The 16,490-nt window shown below is 32.2% G+C and carries 16 protein-coding genes; 7 read left to right on the top strand and 9 right to left on the bottom strand.

Features of this window, described 5'->3' with window-relative positions; genetic code table 11:
* Positions 1 to 18 precede the first annotated feature (18 nt).
* Together AC5SLO_RS03705 and AC5SLO_RS03700 are read left to right on the top strand one after the other, a co-directional pair.
* Positions 19 to 369, top strand: coding sequence for a hypothetical protein (locus tag AC5SLO_RS03705; protein ID WP_494572652.1), 351 nt, complete (start codon positions 19 to 21; stop codon positions 367 to 369).
* Positions 370 to 599: 230 nt separating this feature from the next.
* Entirely contained in the window at positions 600 to 1,682 is a 1,083-nt protein-coding gene (locus AC5SLO_RS03700) for a sulfite exporter TauE/SafE family protein (protein WP_494572651.1), read from the top strand.
* On the opposite strand, the gene AC5SLO_RS03695 is transcribed toward AC5SLO_RS03700, so the two are convergent.
* Genes AC5SLO_RS03695 through AC5SLO_RS03685 form a run of 3 tightly spaced genes read right to left on the bottom strand, consistent with a single transcriptional unit; the run spans position 1,679 to position 4,231 of the window.
* Positions 1,679 to 2,752, bottom strand: a complete 1,074-nt coding sequence (locus tag AC5SLO_RS03695; RefSeq protein ID WP_494572650.1) for a YeiH family protein — start codon at positions 2,750 to 2,752, stop codon at positions 1,679 to 1,681. The genes AC5SLO_RS03700 and AC5SLO_RS03695 overlap by 4 nt on opposite strands.
* 22 nt (positions 2,753 to 2,774) lie before the next feature.
* Positions 2,775 to 3,941, bottom strand: a complete 1,167-nt coding sequence (locus AC5SLO_RS03690) for a UxaA family hydrolase (RefSeq protein ID WP_494572649.1) — start codon at positions 3,939 to 3,941, stop codon at positions 2,775 to 2,777.
* 5 nt (positions 3,942 to 3,946) lie between these two features.
* Positions 3,947 to 4,231 carry a UxaA family hydrolase gene (locus tag AC5SLO_RS03685; protein ID WP_006997074.1) on the bottom strand — a complete coding sequence of 95 codons (285 nt, stop codon included), beginning with the start codon at positions 4,229 to 4,231 and terminating at the stop codon, positions 3,947 to 3,949.
* 113 nt (positions 4,232 to 4,344) lie between these two features.
* Here AC5SLO_RS03685 and xsc point away from each other — a divergent pair, with 113 nt between their 5' ends.
* Positions 4,345 to 6,129 (top strand): sulfoacetaldehyde acetyltransferase, encoded by a 1,785-nt coding sequence (gene xsc, locus AC5SLO_RS03680; RefSeq protein ID WP_494572648.1) that lies wholly within the window; start codon positions 4,345 to 4,347, stop codon positions 6,127 to 6,129.
* A 39-nt stretch (positions 6,130 to 6,168) separates the two neighbouring features.
* Positions 6,169 to 7,473 carry an NAD(P)/FAD-dependent oxidoreductase gene (locus tag AC5SLO_RS03675; RefSeq protein ID WP_494572647.1) on the top strand — a complete coding sequence of 435 codons (1,305 nt, stop codon included), beginning with the start codon at positions 6,169 to 6,171 and terminating at the stop codon, positions 7,471 to 7,473.
* Between the two features lie 69 nt (positions 7,474 to 7,542).
* Here AC5SLO_RS03675 and AC5SLO_RS03670 read toward each other — a convergent pair whose 3' ends face one another.
* The 6 genes from AC5SLO_RS03670 to AC5SLO_RS03645 are packed head-to-tail and all read right to left on the bottom strand — an operon-like array spanning position 7,543 to position 13,218.
* Entirely contained in the window at positions 7,543 to 8,694 is a 1,152-nt protein-coding gene (locus AC5SLO_RS03670; RefSeq protein WP_494572646.1) for a M24 family metallopeptidase, read from the bottom strand.
* 18 nt (positions 8,695 to 8,712) lie between these two features.
* Positions 8,713 to 9,489: a fumarylacetoacetate hydrolase gene (locus AC5SLO_RS03665; RefSeq protein ID WP_494572645.1), complete on the bottom strand. Its 777-nt coding sequence runs from the start codon at positions 9,487 to 9,489 to the stop codon at positions 8,713 to 8,715.
* On the bottom strand, positions 9,489 to 10,274 hold the full coding sequence (locus AC5SLO_RS03660) for a M23 family metallopeptidase (RefSeq protein WP_494572644.1): 786 nt from the start codon (positions 10,272 to 10,274) through the stop codon (positions 9,489 to 9,491). Before AC5SLO_RS03660 ends, AC5SLO_RS03665 begins: the two co-directional genes overlap by 1 nt.
* The gene (locus tag AC5SLO_RS03655) at positions 10,274 to 11,032 is read right to left on the bottom strand and encodes an SDR family NAD(P)-dependent oxidoreductase (protein WP_494572643.1); all 759 of its coding nucleotides are present in this window, start codon (positions 11,030 to 11,032) and stop codon (positions 10,274 to 10,276) included. The genes AC5SLO_RS03660 and AC5SLO_RS03655 overlap by 1 nt, the downstream gene beginning before the upstream one ends.
* Positions 11,033 to 11,623, bottom strand: a complete 591-nt coding sequence (locus AC5SLO_RS03650; RefSeq protein ID WP_494572642.1) for a TerC family protein — start codon at positions 11,621 to 11,623, stop codon at positions 11,033 to 11,035. It lies immediately after the preceding gene.
* Positions 11,623 to 13,218 (bottom strand): GMC family oxidoreductase, encoded by a 1,596-nt coding sequence (locus AC5SLO_RS03645; RefSeq protein WP_494572641.1) that lies wholly within the window; start codon positions 13,216 to 13,218, stop codon positions 11,623 to 11,625. Before AC5SLO_RS03645 ends, AC5SLO_RS03650 begins: the two co-directional genes overlap by 1 nt.
* Positions 13,219 to 13,367: 149 nt before the next feature.
* Here AC5SLO_RS03645 and AC5SLO_RS03640 point away from each other — a divergent pair, with 149 nt between their 5' ends.
* From AC5SLO_RS03640 to AC5SLO_RS03630, 3 genes are all read left to right on the top strand, one after another.
* Complete coding sequence (locus AC5SLO_RS03640) at positions 13,368 to 14,462, top strand: TRAP transporter substrate-binding protein (RefSeq protein ID WP_494572640.1); 1,095 nt, start codon at positions 13,368 to 13,370, stop codon at positions 14,460 to 14,462.
* A 72-nt stretch (positions 14,463 to 14,534) separates the two neighbouring features.
* Positions 14,535 to 15,149 carry a TRAP transporter small permease subunit gene (locus tag AC5SLO_RS03635; protein ID WP_494572639.1) on the top strand — a complete coding sequence of 205 codons (615 nt, stop codon included), beginning with the start codon at positions 14,535 to 14,537 and terminating at the stop codon, positions 15,147 to 15,149.
* Entirely contained in the window at positions 15,149 to 16,483 is a 1,335-nt protein-coding gene (locus AC5SLO_RS03630; protein ID WP_494572638.1) for a TRAP transporter large permease, read from the top strand. Before AC5SLO_RS03635 ends, AC5SLO_RS03630 begins: the two co-directional genes overlap by 1 nt.
* The last annotated feature ends 7 nt before the right edge of the window (positions 16,484 to 16,490 follow it).

Below are 16,490 nucleotides of genomic sequence, written 5' to 3'. Positions count from 1 at the left end.
AATAGTAAAACTTAAATTATGAATTTATTAGAGAAATCTGATGATGAGATTATAGCAATTGCTAATCCTATTTGGGACAATCTTGTTAAAACTTCAAATATGAAAGATTATGGTGGTTTCACTAAAGATTTTGGTACTCAAATGTTGTTTGGTGCGAATGAAGTTGAGCTTGGAAAGCAGTGGGCTAATAATAAGCTTTTAACAAGCTTAAAAGAAGACTACCAGGCATTTGGTTGTCTAAGACGAGGCCAAAACATTACAGTTTTATTCAAACAGAAGAGTAAAGAAATTGAAGGTGAGTTCCTTGGAAGACTGGTGCTTGGTGTTGAAGGGGATGAAGTCAAAGTTTTTGGAGCGACCATCTACTAATAAAAAAAATCATTTTAGATAAACTATTTATTTGACAAATAATTAACTGGGTGTATTGACGGTTGTAATGTCAATTTTCAACATAAAAATAATAAATAAACTTTCAAATTTTAAAGCAACTTTAATAAAAACAGGGATCCTCGTTAGTCTAGCTGCTTATTGGGGTGTTATTTTAATTGGAACTTTTATCACATTTAATTAGGTTGTTTTTTAACAACTATTAATTTTTTATGGATGTATTTTTACCAATAGCACAAGTATTTGTTAACCCCATTGAAATACTTTTATTAAGTGCAATCGTTGGAGTGCTCTCAGGTTTATTTGGTGTTGGGGGTGGTTTTTTAATGACACCATTTTTAATTTTTTTAGGTGTACCTCCTGCATATGCAGTTGCAAATGAAGCTAACAATATTCTTGCAACATCGGTATCAGGGTCAACAACTCATTATTTAAAGAATACTTTAGATTATAAGATGGGTTTTATGATTGTGATTGGTGGAACAATTGGAACTGCTTTAGGTATTTACACTTTTACATATTTTAAAGGTATTGGAAAAATTGATACAGTTATTTCTTTAGCTTACATGTATATACTCGCAATAATTGGTACATTGATGTTAGTCGAAAGTCTTAAAGAAATAGATAGAGCAAAAAGAAACCTTGTAGTTAAAAAAAAACTACATGTACATTATTGGATACACGGTCTTCCATTAAGAATGAGATTTCCAAAATCAAAATTATATGAAAGTATATTTACTCCAATTATAATTGGTTTGCTCGTAGGGTTTATTGCTGCAATCATGGGGATAGGTGGTGCTTTTATATTAGTACCTGCAATGATTTATATAATTAAAATGCCCACAAAATTAGTTCCAGGAACTTCTTTGTTTGTGACAATCTTTGTCAGTGTCATAGTTACTTTTTTACATTCATTTAATTTTGGATCAATAGACTTGATGTTGGTTACAATGTTAGTTGTTGGATCAATCATAGGAGTTCAAATAGGACAAAAACTTGGTGAAAAAATTGATAGCTCTGGGTTAAAAGCATTATTAGCAATTTTATTACTAGTAGTTGGAATAGCTATTGCTTATGAAACATTTTTTGCTGAGCAAGTAGATAAAGAAACAATACAAGTGTTAGTTTCAGATTTAAATTTTTTCTCATTATTTATCTTAGAATTTTCTGAAGATATGCCATTTTTCTATGGACTATTTTCAATTATGTTTGCAATTACTTTAGGGGTAGGTGCTGCACTTATTAGGCGTGTTATTTCTAATTTCAAAAAAAAGATGTTACTAAAAAAGTCTTAGTTTAAAAAATTAATATAAAATTCTATAGTCAAAATACTAACCAAACCTACAGTGGCCATCCCTATAAATCCCACGACAAAAGGCTTGTAACCCATACTCTTAAGATCTTTGAGGTTAGTTGATAAACCAATAGCCGCCATCGCCATTGTTAAAAAAACTTTTGATGATGATTTAATTATTTTGACTGTATCTAGCCATAATTCATTATAAGGCGTTAAGAAAAATAGATCTCCAACATTTCTTAAAATTATCATAGCTACAAAACCTATTACAAAATAAGGAAAAATTGCAATTATTGAATAGTTTTTTTTAACAACATTATTTCTATTATAAAGAAATGCAAATAGAGGAATCATTATTACCAGAAATGTATTTCTTATTAATTTTGTTACCGTTGCAACATTCAGTGTTTCGGGACTATTAAATTGTTGATCATAAATAAGTCCAGCAGCAGCTACTTGAGATGTTTCATGAATTGATGTCCCCAAAAATAAACCAACAAACATTGGCTCAGCATCAAAATAATGGTTTGCAAAATAAGGGTATAAGAGCATTGATAAAATTCCAAACAATGTGATGTTAGCGATTGCATAAGATACTTCATTTTTTTTTGCACCTATTACAGGAGCAGTCGCCATAATTGCTGTTGTCCCACATACGGTGCTGCCAATAGAAATCAAATAGGCCATTCTAGTAGGGATTTTGAGTTTTTTAATTAATAACTTTATAACTATCAGTACAGTTGCAATACAAATTATGATTAAAGGTATTGCTATTGCACCAAATTCCAAAAACTCAAAAGGTTTTAACTGAATTCCCAAACAAATTATTCCAAGTTTGAGTATATATGACTGAGTAAATTCTAAACCTCTTACGAAGTTGTTTCTCATTTGATATATGTTTCCAAAAACCATTCCAAGTAAAATAGCAATCATTGCTGTAGATATTGGACTTTTTTCATAGCCTAACATTTCAATTCCAATGATATTATTAAAACCCTGAGATAAACTGTAGAGAACAAATGCTAAAATAATACCTGGTACAACGACCAGGTATTTTTTAAATATCATGAATATTTATTAGATTTTATTATTAAGCACTTCTGTAAAGTTTAGTCATAACAAACTCTTTATGACCTAAAGCTTCTGCGCAAGTCAATCTGCCATTAGCAACTCTAATCATCGATTTAATTAATTCATCACCTGCTTCAGACATGTTCATCTCACGTGATAATATTTTTGATACATCACAATCAATATGTTCACCCATGCCTTTTACAGTTAATGGGTTGGCAGTTAATTTTACAACTGGTTCAATAGGGTTACCTACAATATTACCTTGACCTGTTGGGAATAAATGAATGTTAAATCCAGCAGCTGCTTGAAGGGTAATACACTCTGCTGCAGCAGATGAAGTATCCATAAAGTATAATCCTTTTCCTTTAGTAGGTTCTTCAGCTGGCTCTAAAACATCGATAAACTTACAATTTCCAATTTTTTGGAAATTTCCAAACGCTTTTTCTTCAATTGTAGTTAATCCACCTGCAATATTTCCTGCAGTTGGTTGACTTTCAGAAAGGTCATCTGTTGCTTCTTTTAAAATAAAATCGTTGTAATCACTCCACGTTTTCATGAATTTTTTTGAAGCTTCTGGAGTTGCACCACGTGTAGCGCAAACTTTTTCAGCACCAGTTAACTCTGATGTTTCACCAAAACATAAATGAACTCCTAATGGCTCTAATTTGTCCATCAAGTTTCCAACAGTTGGGTTAGCAGCAAGACCTGATGTTGTATCAGATTCACCACATTTAACCGAAATCCATAAATCGCTTAAAGGACATTCTTCTCTTTGTTTTTCAGAAGCCCACATTGCAAATTCTTGAGCTTTTTTAGAAGCTTTCATAATTGTTCCAATATCACCAGTTCTTTCAATATGAAATCCTTCAACAGGTTTTCCAGTTTTAGCAATTTCATCAACGATTCTTTTTGTCCACTTAGGTTCAATTCCAATAACAATTACAGCAGCAACGTTAGGGTTTTTTCCAGTCCCAATCATTGTTCTAAAGTGTAAATCTAAATCAGCACCAAATTGAAGTCTTCCATAAGAGTGAGGAAGGGCAATTGTTCCTTTAATGTTGTTTGCTACAGCTTCAGCACAAGCGTTTGAAATATCATCCACAGGCAAGATGATCACATGGTTTCTAGTACCAACTCTGCCATTTTCTCTTTTATAACCTAAAAAACTTTTTGGAATTTCCATATTTTTTACCACTTCTTAGTTTTTACATTATGAACATGAACATGCTCACCTTTTTTGATTGATTTAACTACTTTTCCAATATCATGACCATATTTCAAAATAGTGTCACCTTCGTTAAGATCAACCATTGCAATTTTATGTCCTAATTGAATTTCGTCAACAGATTGAATTTGAACTGTTTTATCATTCTCCATAATCCAGCATGCACAATCTTGTTTTGGAGTGATTTTATCAATAACAACTACTCCTACGTTGTCTTTCTCATCATGTATTATAATATCTGTGGCCATAATTGGGTCGATTTGTTTGTTTGAAATTTTTAAATTCTTATATATTAATCTTAAAAATTAACAAATTATTTATAGATTTTTTTAACAAACTTAAGCAGGAAGGCCTAATTATTATGACTAAAATGACAACTGAAGAAGCTTTTGTAAAGGTTTTACAAATGCATGGTATTGAACACGCATTCGGAATTATTGGTTCTGCATTTATGCCTATTTCAGATATTTTTCCTGATGCTGGAATTACTTTTTGGGATGTTGCTCATGAAACAAACGGTGGATTAATTGCTGATGGTTACACAAGATCTACTGGCAAAATGTCAATGGTTATTGCTCAAAATGGTCCTGGAATTACCGGTCTTGTTACTCCTATTAAAACTGCATACTGGAACCACACACCATTATTATTGGTAACACCTCAAGCTGCCAATAAAACTATGGGCCAAGGTGGTTTCCAAGAAGTAGAACAAATGAATTTATTTAAAGATATGGTTTGTTATCAAGAAGAAGTTAGAGACCCTTCAAGAATGGCAGAAGTATTAAATAGAGTAATTGAAAAAGCGATCAGAGGATCAGCTCCTGCACAAATAAATGTACCAAGAGATTATTGGACACAAGTTATTGATATTGATCTTCCTCCAATTGTTAGACTTGAAAGACAAGCAGGTGGAGTTGATGCAATTAAAAAAGCAGCTGACTTATTATCAAACGCAAAGTTTCCAGTAATACTATCTGGTGCAGGTGTTGTAATTGGTGGAGCGATTGAAGATTGTAAAAAATTAGCTGAGAAATTAGATGCTCCAGTTTGTTCAGGGTATCAACATAATGATAGTTTTCCAGGAAGCCACCCATTAGCTGCAGGACCGTTAGGTTATAATGGATCAAAAGCTGGAATGGAATTAATTAAAAAAGCTGATGTAGTTCTTGCACTTGGTACAAGATTAAATCCTTTCTCAACTTTGCCAGGTTATGGAATGGATTACTGGCCTAAAGATGCAAGTATTATCCAAGTTGATATGAATTCAGATAGAATTGGTTTAACTAAAAAAGTTACAGTTGGTATTTGTGGAGATGCAAAATTAGTATCACAACAAATTTTAGCTCAACTTTCTCCAACAGCAGGAGATACTAATAGAGAAGAGAGAAAAAACATAATCCACCAAACTAAATCTGCTTGGTTGCAAGAGCTATCAAGCTTAGATCATGAAGACGATGATAAAGGAACAGTTTGGAATGCTGAAGCTAGGAAAAGAGACTCTGATAGAATGTCTCCTAGACAAGCATGGAGAGCAATTCAAGCAGGTATGCCTGATGATGTAATTATTTCAAGCGACATTGGAAACAATTGTGCTATTGGAAATGCATACCCTACATTTGAAAAACCAAGAAAATATTTAGCGCCAGGATTATTTGGTCCATGTGGATATGGTTTTCCAGCAATTCTTGGAGCAAAAATTGGATGCCCTGATACACCAGTAATTGGTTTTGCAGGTGATGGTGCGTTTGGTATTAGTATGAATGAGATGAGTTCATGTGCTAGAAAAGAATGGCCAGCAATTACGATGGTGATTTTTAGAAATTACCAATGGGGTGCTGAAAAAAGAAATACTACTTTATGGTTTGATGATAATTTTGTTGGCACTGAACTTGATCCAGAATTAAGTTATGCAAAAGTAGCTGATGCTTGTGGTTTAAAAGGTGTTACAGTCCGTACAATGGAAGAGACTACAGTTGCTCTTAAACAATCATGTGAAGATCAAAAGAAAGGGATTACAACATTTATTGAAGTAATTCTTAACCAAGAACTGGGAGAGCCTTTCAGAAGAGATGCTATGAAAAAACCAGTTAAAGTTGCAGGGATCAAAAAAGAAGACATGATCAAGCAACCATCATTGGTATCTTAAGATCTTTTAAAAATATCTTATCTGTCATAATCTAACTGCATGAATGTAGTTAATGATACTGGTTGTAGTTGGATTAATGATCTTGCTAGAAGGTCTAATATAAAAGTTTTAGATAAAGATAAATCCTGTGATTGGTTAATAGTAGGTGCTGGTTATACAGGCTTGTCTGCTGCTAGAAAATTATCAGAACTACACCCAAATCAAAAAATTATTATTGTTGATGCCCAATTAGCAGGTGAAGGTGCAAGTGGAAGAAACTCAGGATATTTAGTCGATACAACCCTTAACGATGGTTTTACTTCAAATAAAGAACTTTCTAATTATAAAAAGAAAACAGACATTTATAAATTAGGAATTGATGTTGTAAAAAAGTTTATCAAAGAGCATCAGGTAGATTGTGATTGGAATGAAAGTGGAAAGTATTTTGCCTCATCAAATGAAAAAGACAGAAAGATATTAGAAAATTTTAGTAAAACTTTATTAAAATTAAATTTTGAGCATGATATTTTAGATAAAGATGATTTAAGTAAAAGATTGGGTACGAATTTTTATAATTTAGCACTTTATACTAAGGGAGGAATTTTACTACATCCTGGAAAATTAGTCAGAGCTATGATTGACACTTTACCAGATAATGTTGAGCTATTAGAAAATACTCAATTAGATGAATGGTCAAAACATATTGATACTATTATTTGTAAATTTAATAATCATAAAATAATTACTAAAAAAATTATTTTTTGTACTAATGGTTTTTTAAAATCACTTGGTATAAAAAATAATTATAATTTCCCATTAACTTTGACCGCAAGTATGACAAGACCATTAACTGATACAGAGTATAAGTCCATTGGTGAGCCCAGGGAGTGGGGAGTATTACCTGTAAGACCAATGGGTGCAACTATTAGAATGACAAAAGATAAAAGGATCTTAATTAGAAATACTGCAGAAGTTCATAATCCTTTTAAAATGTCTAAATCAGAGCTGGATAAAAGATCTTTAAATCAAAAACTTGGAATAAAAAAAAGATTTCCAAGTTTAACAGATGACATTATTGTATCTAGTTGGTCTGGGGTTGTATCCAGAACTAGAAATAGTTCACAAATTTTTGAAAAAATAGAAGATAATGTTTTTGTAGCAGGTTGCTATAATGGTTCTGGTATTGGAGTTGGAACTTTATTTGGTGAACAGATAGCAATTAAAGCAAGTAATGAAAATAGTGATGAAATTAATATAATAGAATCTAGAAGTAAGCCTACATGGCTTCCACCACAACCATTTTTAAATATAGGAGTTAAAACAAGATTGATATTTGAGAGATTTAGATCTCGATCTGATATTTAAATATGATTACTATTAAGAAGTCTTCTTTTAACTTCCTTTAGAGTTTGAACCTAACTAGAATCTGAATACCTATAGTACTACTAAATCCAACTTTTGTTTTCCTAATCTTTCGTTACCATTCTCGGTCACTAAATAAGTTTCCCCTAAATTCATAGCAAGTTTATTTTCTGAGTCCATTAAGATCATATGCATAAAGAAAACGTTGCCTGGTGTGATGATATATGGATTACCTGTATATAACATTGGCCAGTCCATCCAATTTGGTGAGAAGGTTGTCCCTAATGAATAACCACAAGCATTCATTCTGGCTTTATTGTATCCAAGATCATCAAAAGTTTTAGCGTGTATATCAAATACATCTCCAGCAGTTTTTCCTGGTATTAAAGTCTTTGCACAATTAGTTAAAGCCTCAATACAAGCTTCGTGCATTTTAATATGTTTGAGGTCAGCTTTACCAATCGGAATGGTTCTAAACATAGCAGAGTGATAATGTTTATAAGTTCCAGCCCATTCAATAGTTAACTGATCAGTATCAGATAAAATTCTTTTCTCAGATTGATATCTGCATAACAATGCGTTGTGTCCTGATCCAATTATATATTCATTTGCTGGGTAGTCACCGCCACCCTCTAAAACTACTCTTTGCATTTCAGCTAAAATCTTTGCTTCACTAGCACCAGCTTTTGTATACTTCCATGCTTCATCAAGTGCTTGATCAGCAAGTTCTGCAGCTTTTTTTACATAAACAATCTCCTCTTGAGATTTAACAACCCTATGTTTGGTAATTAATTCTGATTGATCTTCTACTTCACAATAACCTTTCAGTGACTTATTAAGTCTTAAAGCATTACGACCTGTCATACCGTAAGCTTCATACTCAATACCAATTTTTTTATCTTTTAAATTTAGTTCATTTAAGATGATTTTAAGATCATCTGTTGGATTAGACTGGTCTTTATCTATCCAAATTCTTATATCTTCAATATTCGAAGTGTTTTGAGCCTGTCTTAAATCTGGAGCTCTTGTTAAAAGAATAATATTTCCTTTATGGTCTAATATTAAAGTTTGAAAAAAAACATAGCCAAAGGTGTCATAACCTGTGAGCCAAAACATAGATTCTTGTCTGAACATTAAAAGAGCATCAAGATTTTGCTCTTTCATAGACTTTAATGTTGCTAGTTTTCTTTTTTCAAATTCTTGTTTACTAAAGTGTAACGCCATTAATAAATTTTTTAAAAATTAATGAATAATTGCTTTGGCAGATCCAAGTTGATCTACTTTTCCAGTGTAAAGACCTTTACCTAAAATTGGCACAACCCCAACAGTTGATCCAGTGAATACATAAAAATCTTTATCAAGATTTACTTTATCTTTTTTTAATTCATTCAAAACAAATCTAAGTGAATTAAGTGGATTTATATAAACAGTATTTGTATTTCCATTAACACTTTGCCCAATTTTTTTATTAGTAATATTTGTCTTTAAGTTTCCAATTTTTATTCTTTTGTATTTCTTCTTTTGACCAATCAAAAATTTAACGTTAGCACCAAAATCACTACATAAATCACCAAAGCTAGTTATGCCTTTTTTCTTTTGTCTATAACCTATAACCTCAATACAAGGAGCCATATATGAAATGTACTTTGTTACGTTTTTCATAGTAATTGATCTCTTAGATGAGAAAAAATTTTTTTTAATTAAGTAGCAAACCTCAAGCTCTATACCTAAAGTAGATTTGTTAATTTTCACTTTTTTTCCACTTTTGATAAAATTCTTTTTAAAGATTGCAGCGTAGAAAGGTTTCTTTTCTTTAAGTTTTTTCATTACAGGTATTCCAGTACCCGCAGCTTTAAATCCAATTATTGGATCTTTAATTTTACTCTCACATAATTTTCTTAGTTTTTGAGCTTCACCTAATTTTTTTGTAAATTTTGCTGGAAGAGGAGCAATTATTTTATTGTTTACAAAGGCATTAACTAATTTATCTGCTGATTTTTCTAATAAGGTTTTTTTCATTATTGAATGTTTAATATAGTTGCAGGATCTAGTCTAGTACCAAACCAATTAAGTCTTACATCGAGATGAGGTCCAGTTGATCTACCAGAGGAACCAACAGTTGCGATGATGTCTCCTTTTTTAACGTGATCACCTACATTTACAAAAATTTCATCCATATGCATGTAGAGAGTTGAAACACCATGGCCGTGATCAAAAATTAAAGTAGCACCAGTATAAAACAAGTCTTTTTCAGCCAAAGTAACTATACCGTTATTCATTGCTTTAATAGGAGTACCTTTTTTTTGAGCAAAATCTAAACCATAGTGTGGCCATTTGGGTATACCATTTAAAATTCTTTGACTACCATAAACACCGGTAATTATTGCATCATCAACTGGAATAATAAATTTTTCCTTAAAAAACTGTAAGTCACTTTCTATTTCTCTTGCATCAGCAATTAATTTATTTTCTCTTTTTATTCTTTCATAGAATTCTTTAGGAGGAGTAACTTTTTTTTTAGGCAGACCTTCTATTTTTTGAATATTATATTTCCTCTTTTGAATCTTTTTTATGATATCTTTATTGTTTTCAGTAATTATGATGTCAAATTTTCTATCTTTTTCAATTCCAAATGCAAAATAACCATCTTTTGAGACTTTAACTTTTTTCTTATCTACTAAAATTAAAGTACCAGGTTCAGTTTTTCCAATAATGTAATGTCCTTGAATGAATTTTCCCTGAAATTCTAACGCAAAAGATTGGGTTGTAAAAAAAATTGCTATTAATATTAGCAATCTAGACATTATTGAGCAGTCCAACCACCATCTATTATTATAGATGTTCCTGTAATCATAGATGAAGCAGATGAAGCTAAAAAACAAACACTTGTTGCAATATCACTTTCTGTTGCTGCTCTGCCTATTGGGATATTTCCTAAAGCAAGTTTTTTAAATGCTTTATTTTTAAAAAATCTTTTAACCATTGGTGTTTCTACAAAAGTAGGGGCCACCGTATTTACTCTAATATTATTTTTTGCAAGCTCAACACCCATCCCTTTAGTTAAACCCTCAATACCAAATTTTGTCATATTATAAATATTTCTACCAGCCATTCCAACATGACCAAGTTGAGAGGACATATTAATAATTGACCCACCTCTTTTTTTATTCTTTAGCATTTTTTTAACAACTAATTGAGCAACATTAAAAGCAGCTTTTAGATTTAAATCTACTAAGTAATGCATGCTTTCTTGTTTAATTTTTTCAAAAGGTTCTGGAATATTTGTCCCAGCATTATTAACCAAAACATCTATGATTTTAATTTTATCTAGATTTTCTTTTAATTCTTTGTAATTCATTACGTCACAATTAACTTTGATAACTTTACCTTTTAACTTTTTTATTTCTTTTTCAAGCTTATCAAGATCCGATTGTGTTCTGCTTAATGCAATTATTGTAGCTCCAGCTTCAGCAAGAGCGATAGAGCAGGCTCTTCCCAATCCTTTACCAGCACCTGTAACTAATGCATATTTGTTTTTAAGGTTTATTTTTTGTAAGTACATTTAAATAAATAATTTTAAATCAGTATAAATTAATTCGATTGCAACAACCAGTATAGCAATTAAACCAATCCAGGCTATCCATTTATATTCATTAATCCATCTTGAAATTACAGTGGCAGCTGTTGCCATAAGAATTATTGATAAAGCTAAACCAAATACTAATAATACATAGTGATCACCTGCAGCACCAGCTACACCTAAAACATTATCCAAACTCATTGTAAAATCAGCAAGTAAAACAGTCCATATAGCTTTCATAAAGCTTGAATTATCTACTTTAATATCTTCATCACTTGACTGACCTTTGATTACGTCTGTGTAGAGTTTGTAGACTATGTAAAGAAGAAGTAATCCTCCTATCAATCTTAATCCTGTTATTTGCAATAAATAAGCTGTTAACATGGTTAAGATTATTCTTAAAATTACCGCACCACCTATTCCCCAAAAAATTACTTTTTTTCTTTGTTCGGGTGGAAATTTAGAAGCAACCATTCCAATAATAATGGCATTGTCTCCTGCTAAAACTAAATCAATAAAAATAATTTGAGTTAAAATAACTAGCTGTTCTGGACTTATCAATTCAGCAAACATCAATTGTTTAGTATCATATCGGCACCTTTTTCTGCAATCATTATTGTAGGTGCGTTAGTATTTCCAGAAGTAATGTTGGGCATGATTGAAGCATCAATTACTCTTAAATTATTAATACCATGAACCTTTAATTGATCTGTAACTACTGCACTATCATCATTTCCCATTTTACAAGTACCAACTGGGTGAAATATTGTTTGTGCATAGTCTGCTGCAGCTTTTAAAATTTCTTCATCCTCATTTAAATGAATTCCAGGCCTATATTCTTCTGGGTGATATTTTTTAAATGTTTCTGATTCTAAAACAATTTTTCTAGTCAATTTAAGACCAGCTGCTGCAATCCTTCTGTCTTCATCAGTTGATAGATAGTTCATTTTTATTTTTGCGTAAGTTCGAGAGTCTTTATCTACAATACTTATATGTCCTCTACTAGTTGGTCTTATATTGGAAACAGTAGGAGTGAATGCATGGAAATCGTGATTTTTAGTTGCACCTAAAGTATCCATGCTCATAGGTTGAACATGCCATTGCAAATCAGGTAATTCTATTGAAGGATCACTTTTAGCAAACATCCCAAGTTGACTGGCTCCTATAGTCATTGGACCGCTTCTATTAAAAACATATTCTAACCCAATTAATAAATTTCCAAAAAGACTATTAATCTTTTTATTAAGAGATTTTAAATTTTGAATTTTATAAATAGGTCTAAACATTAAATGATCCTGTAAATTTTCACCAACACCCTTCAATTCATGAACTATTTCAATACCTAATTTTTTAAGTTTATTTGAGTCTCCAATACCAGAAACTTGTAAAAGTTGTGGAGATCCAATTGCCCCTGATGATAAGATAATTTCTTTATCAGCACCGACAGTAAATAACTTATTATCAACCCAGTACTCAACTTCTTTAGCAATTTTATTTTCAAAATTTATTTTTTTTATATGTGCATTTATAATTATTTTTAAATTAGATCTTTTTTTAATTGGATTTAAATATCCAACGGCTGTACTACATCTAAATCCATCTTTTTCTGTAACTTGATAATAACCACAACCATGATTGTTGCCTGTATTAAAATCATCTGTTTTTGGAATTCCAAACTCTTCTGCTGCATTTCTAAATTCATTTAATAAAGGTAAACTCATTCTTTGATTTGAAATTGAAAGAGGTCCCCCAACACCATGATATTCATTTTTACCTCTTTCTTGATTTTCAGCTTTAATAAAATAAGGCAAAACATCATTCCAACTCCAACCCTTATTTCCTAACTGTCTCCAAATATCATAATCTCTGTGCTGTCCTCTTATATAAAGCAAACCATTAATAGATGAACTGCCACCCAAAGTTTTACCTCTTGGATATCTAATAGATCTATTGTTCATAGTTTCATCCGGCTCAGTGTTGTAACACCAATCCACATTTGGATTGTGCATAGTTTTAAAATAACCAACTGGTATATGAATCCATGGATAATTATCTTTGCCACCAGCTTCAATTAAAAGAACTTTATGATGAGGATTTTCAGACAATCTGTTTGCTAGTACACAACCTGCTGAACCAGCTCCAAGTATGATAAAATCGAATTTGTCCATGACTTAGGTCTTATAATATCTAAAAAAATAAAATACTAGCGTTAGCAATGAAAATAACTTAGTTTTTTTTTATATTAGCACTTGTTTCTAATTAAATTTTTTGAGAAGGTCCCGTACATAAAAAAACACAATAAGAAGGAAATATTAATATGAAAAAAATAATATCTTTGTTCGTTGGATCACTTCTACTTACTGTAATGACAGTAACAGGTGCATCCGCACAAACTCTTAAGTGTCAAACAGTAATTAGTTCAAAAGCTGATGAAGTGGTAATGTTAAAAGATTTCACTGACACAGTAACAGAATTAACTGGTGGATCACTTAAGTTCGAAATTATGCCAGCAGGCGCTGTAGTAGGTGTAAAAGAAACTTTAGATGCAGTTGATAAAGGATTAATCGATTGTGGTTTTGCTTGGACTCACTACTGGTCAGGTGATCACCCAGCAGCTATGTTATTTGGTTCGCCAGTAGCAGGTGCAGGTGTTGGTATCGATAACATCGCATTTTTATCTTGGTTCCAATACGGTGGTGGTAAAGAACTTTACGACCAACTATGGTCTGAGATGGGAAGAGACATCAAAGGATTTATGTTACAACCAGTAGGCCCTGAAGCTTTAGGTTGGTTCAAAGAGCCAATTAATAGCATGGCTGACTTTAGAAAGTATAAGTTCAGAACTCCTCCGGGAATTCCAGGACAAACTTATAAAGATATCGGTGTAGCTTCTGTTGCAATGGGTGGTGGAGATATTCTTCCAGCTCTTGAAGCAGGAACAATTGATGCTGCTGAATGGTGTTGTCCAAAACCTGACATGACATTCGGTTTCCAGAAAGTTCTAAAACATTACTACCTACAAGGTCTTCACCAAGTAGTAGTAAATGCTGACTTCTATATTACAGGCTCTAAATACAAAAAGATGTCTGCTTTAGAGAAAAAAGCTTTAGAAGTTGCTGCGAATGCATCTTTATCAAAATCAATGAGTTACAGAATATATGAAAACGGAAAAGCTCTAGCTGAGTTGACTGGAAAACACGGTGTGATTTTACATGATACCCCAGCTGATTATTTCCCAGCATATATGGCTGCTGCAAAAGCAAGTTTAGAAAAAAATGCTAATGAGAACAAATTCTTTAAAAAAGTTTGGGACTCTCAAAAAGCATTTGCTGATATTGCAGTGCCTTTCTGGTCTGGATCTCAAATGTCTAACGCTAAGCTAGGAATGGCTCACGCTGAAACATTAAAGTAGTATTTAAAAAAAAATAAATATAACTAAAGCGGATTTAACGATCCGCTTTAGTTTTTTTTTAGAGAATTTATTATGGCAAACGAACCTACCAAATTAGATATATCTGATGAAATGATAGCTGAAAGGCGAGGTGGTTCAGGATCAATGCCTGACGATATGCCAAAATGGATGGCATTAACTATTACAAAAATTGATTTAGCAAGTAAGTGGATTGGTAATGTGGTTTGTTGGATCACCATCCCTTTAATATTTGCGATGGTTTATGAGGTTTTAGCAAGAAAACTTTTTAATGCTCCTACAATGTGGGCGTATGACATGAGTAGATTTATGTATGGAGCTCTATTCATGCTTGGTGCTGGTTATGCTTTATCAAAAGGTGTTCATATAAGAGCTGATTTTTTATACAGAAATTTTAAAACTAAAAACCAAGGTAGAATAGATTTCTGGTTATACCTTATATTTTATTTTCCTGGATTAAGCGTATTTTTGTATATGTCGACTGGGTTTTTACAAGAATCTATAATGAGAGGTGAAAAAGGGATGGACACTGCTTGGATGCCATATATGTGGCCAATTAAAGCATGTTTATTTTTAGGAATTATATTTTTATTAGTTCAAGGTGTATCTGAATTATTAAAAAGCTATTGGGCCGCAACTAAAGGTAAGTGGCCAGGAGAACAAAAATAATGTTAGCTGAATTTATGGATCCAGCTGTCTTAGGTTTCATTTTAATAGGAGTAATGTTGTTCTCTATTTTTGTAGGTTTTCCAATTTCATTTACTTTAATATTCCTTGGATTTGTTTTTGGATACCTTGGATTTGGTAAATTAGTATTTTATTTAATGACCCTGCAGTTTTCTATGGTCATGACAGAGCAAACTTTGGCTGCTGTTCCCCTCTTTGTTTTTATGGGAATTATGATGGAGCAGGCTGGTTTGATGGAGAGATTATTTTCAGCATTTCAGCTAATGCTTTCTAAAGTAAGAGGCTCTTTATATTATGCTGTTCTTTTTGTATCAGTTGTTTTTGCAGCTGCCACAGGAATTGTTGGTGCATCTGTAACTATACTTGGAATAATGGCAGCCAAATCTATGAATAAATCAGGTTATAATGTGAGATTGGCCGCTGGAACAATTACAGCTGGTGGTACACTGGGTATTCTAATACCACCAAGCATTATGTTAGTTGTGATGGGTCCAATAATGGAAATTCCAGTAACAGACCTCTTTGCTGCAGCAATTATTCCTGGAATATTATTAGCAACCTTATATGCGGCTTACACAACAATTAGATGTTGGATTGACCCAAGTCTTGGACCGGTTTTACCAGTTGAGTTGAGAGCTACTAGCATGAAAGCAGTTTGGATAGAATTCTTTCTAGGACTAGTTCCACCAGCTGCCTTAGTCTTCGCTGCGCTAGGAAGTATTTTATTTGGTTTTGCAACTCCAACTGAAGCTGCAGGCTGTGGTGCAATGGGATCCTTGCTTTTAGCGGTCGCTTATAGAAAATTAACTTTTAAAAAGTTACAAGAGGCTTTAGTTAAAACTCTAGAAATTTCAGCTTTGATAATGGTATTGGTTGCAGCATCAAATTTTTTTGGAGCAGTGTTTTCTAGATTAGGAACACCGATGCTTTTAACTGAATTTTTACTAAGTTTAGAAATGAATAGATATTTAATCCTTGGTATGATTATGGTTATAATTTTCTTATTAGGTTGGCCTTTAGAATGGGTACCAATAGTAATGATTATAGTTCCAATAATTATACCATTAGTTGAAGCTCTAGGATTTAATTTAACTTGGTTTGCAATACTTGTTGCAGTTAATCTACAGACCGCATGGCTCTCACCACCTGTAGCTCTATCTGCTTATTTCTTAAAAGGTGTAGTTCCAGAATGGGATCTTAAAGATATTTATTATGGAATGATGCAATTTATGGTGATTCAAGTTATTGGACTTATTTTAATAATAGTATTTCCACAAATTGCTTTATGGCTACCAACCTATCTATATGGACAGTAGTATTTAT

It is taken from the genome of Candidatus Pelagibacter sp. PS_44, assembly GCF_059417735.1.
This window is presented reverse-complemented; position numbering and strand designations above follow the sequence as displayed.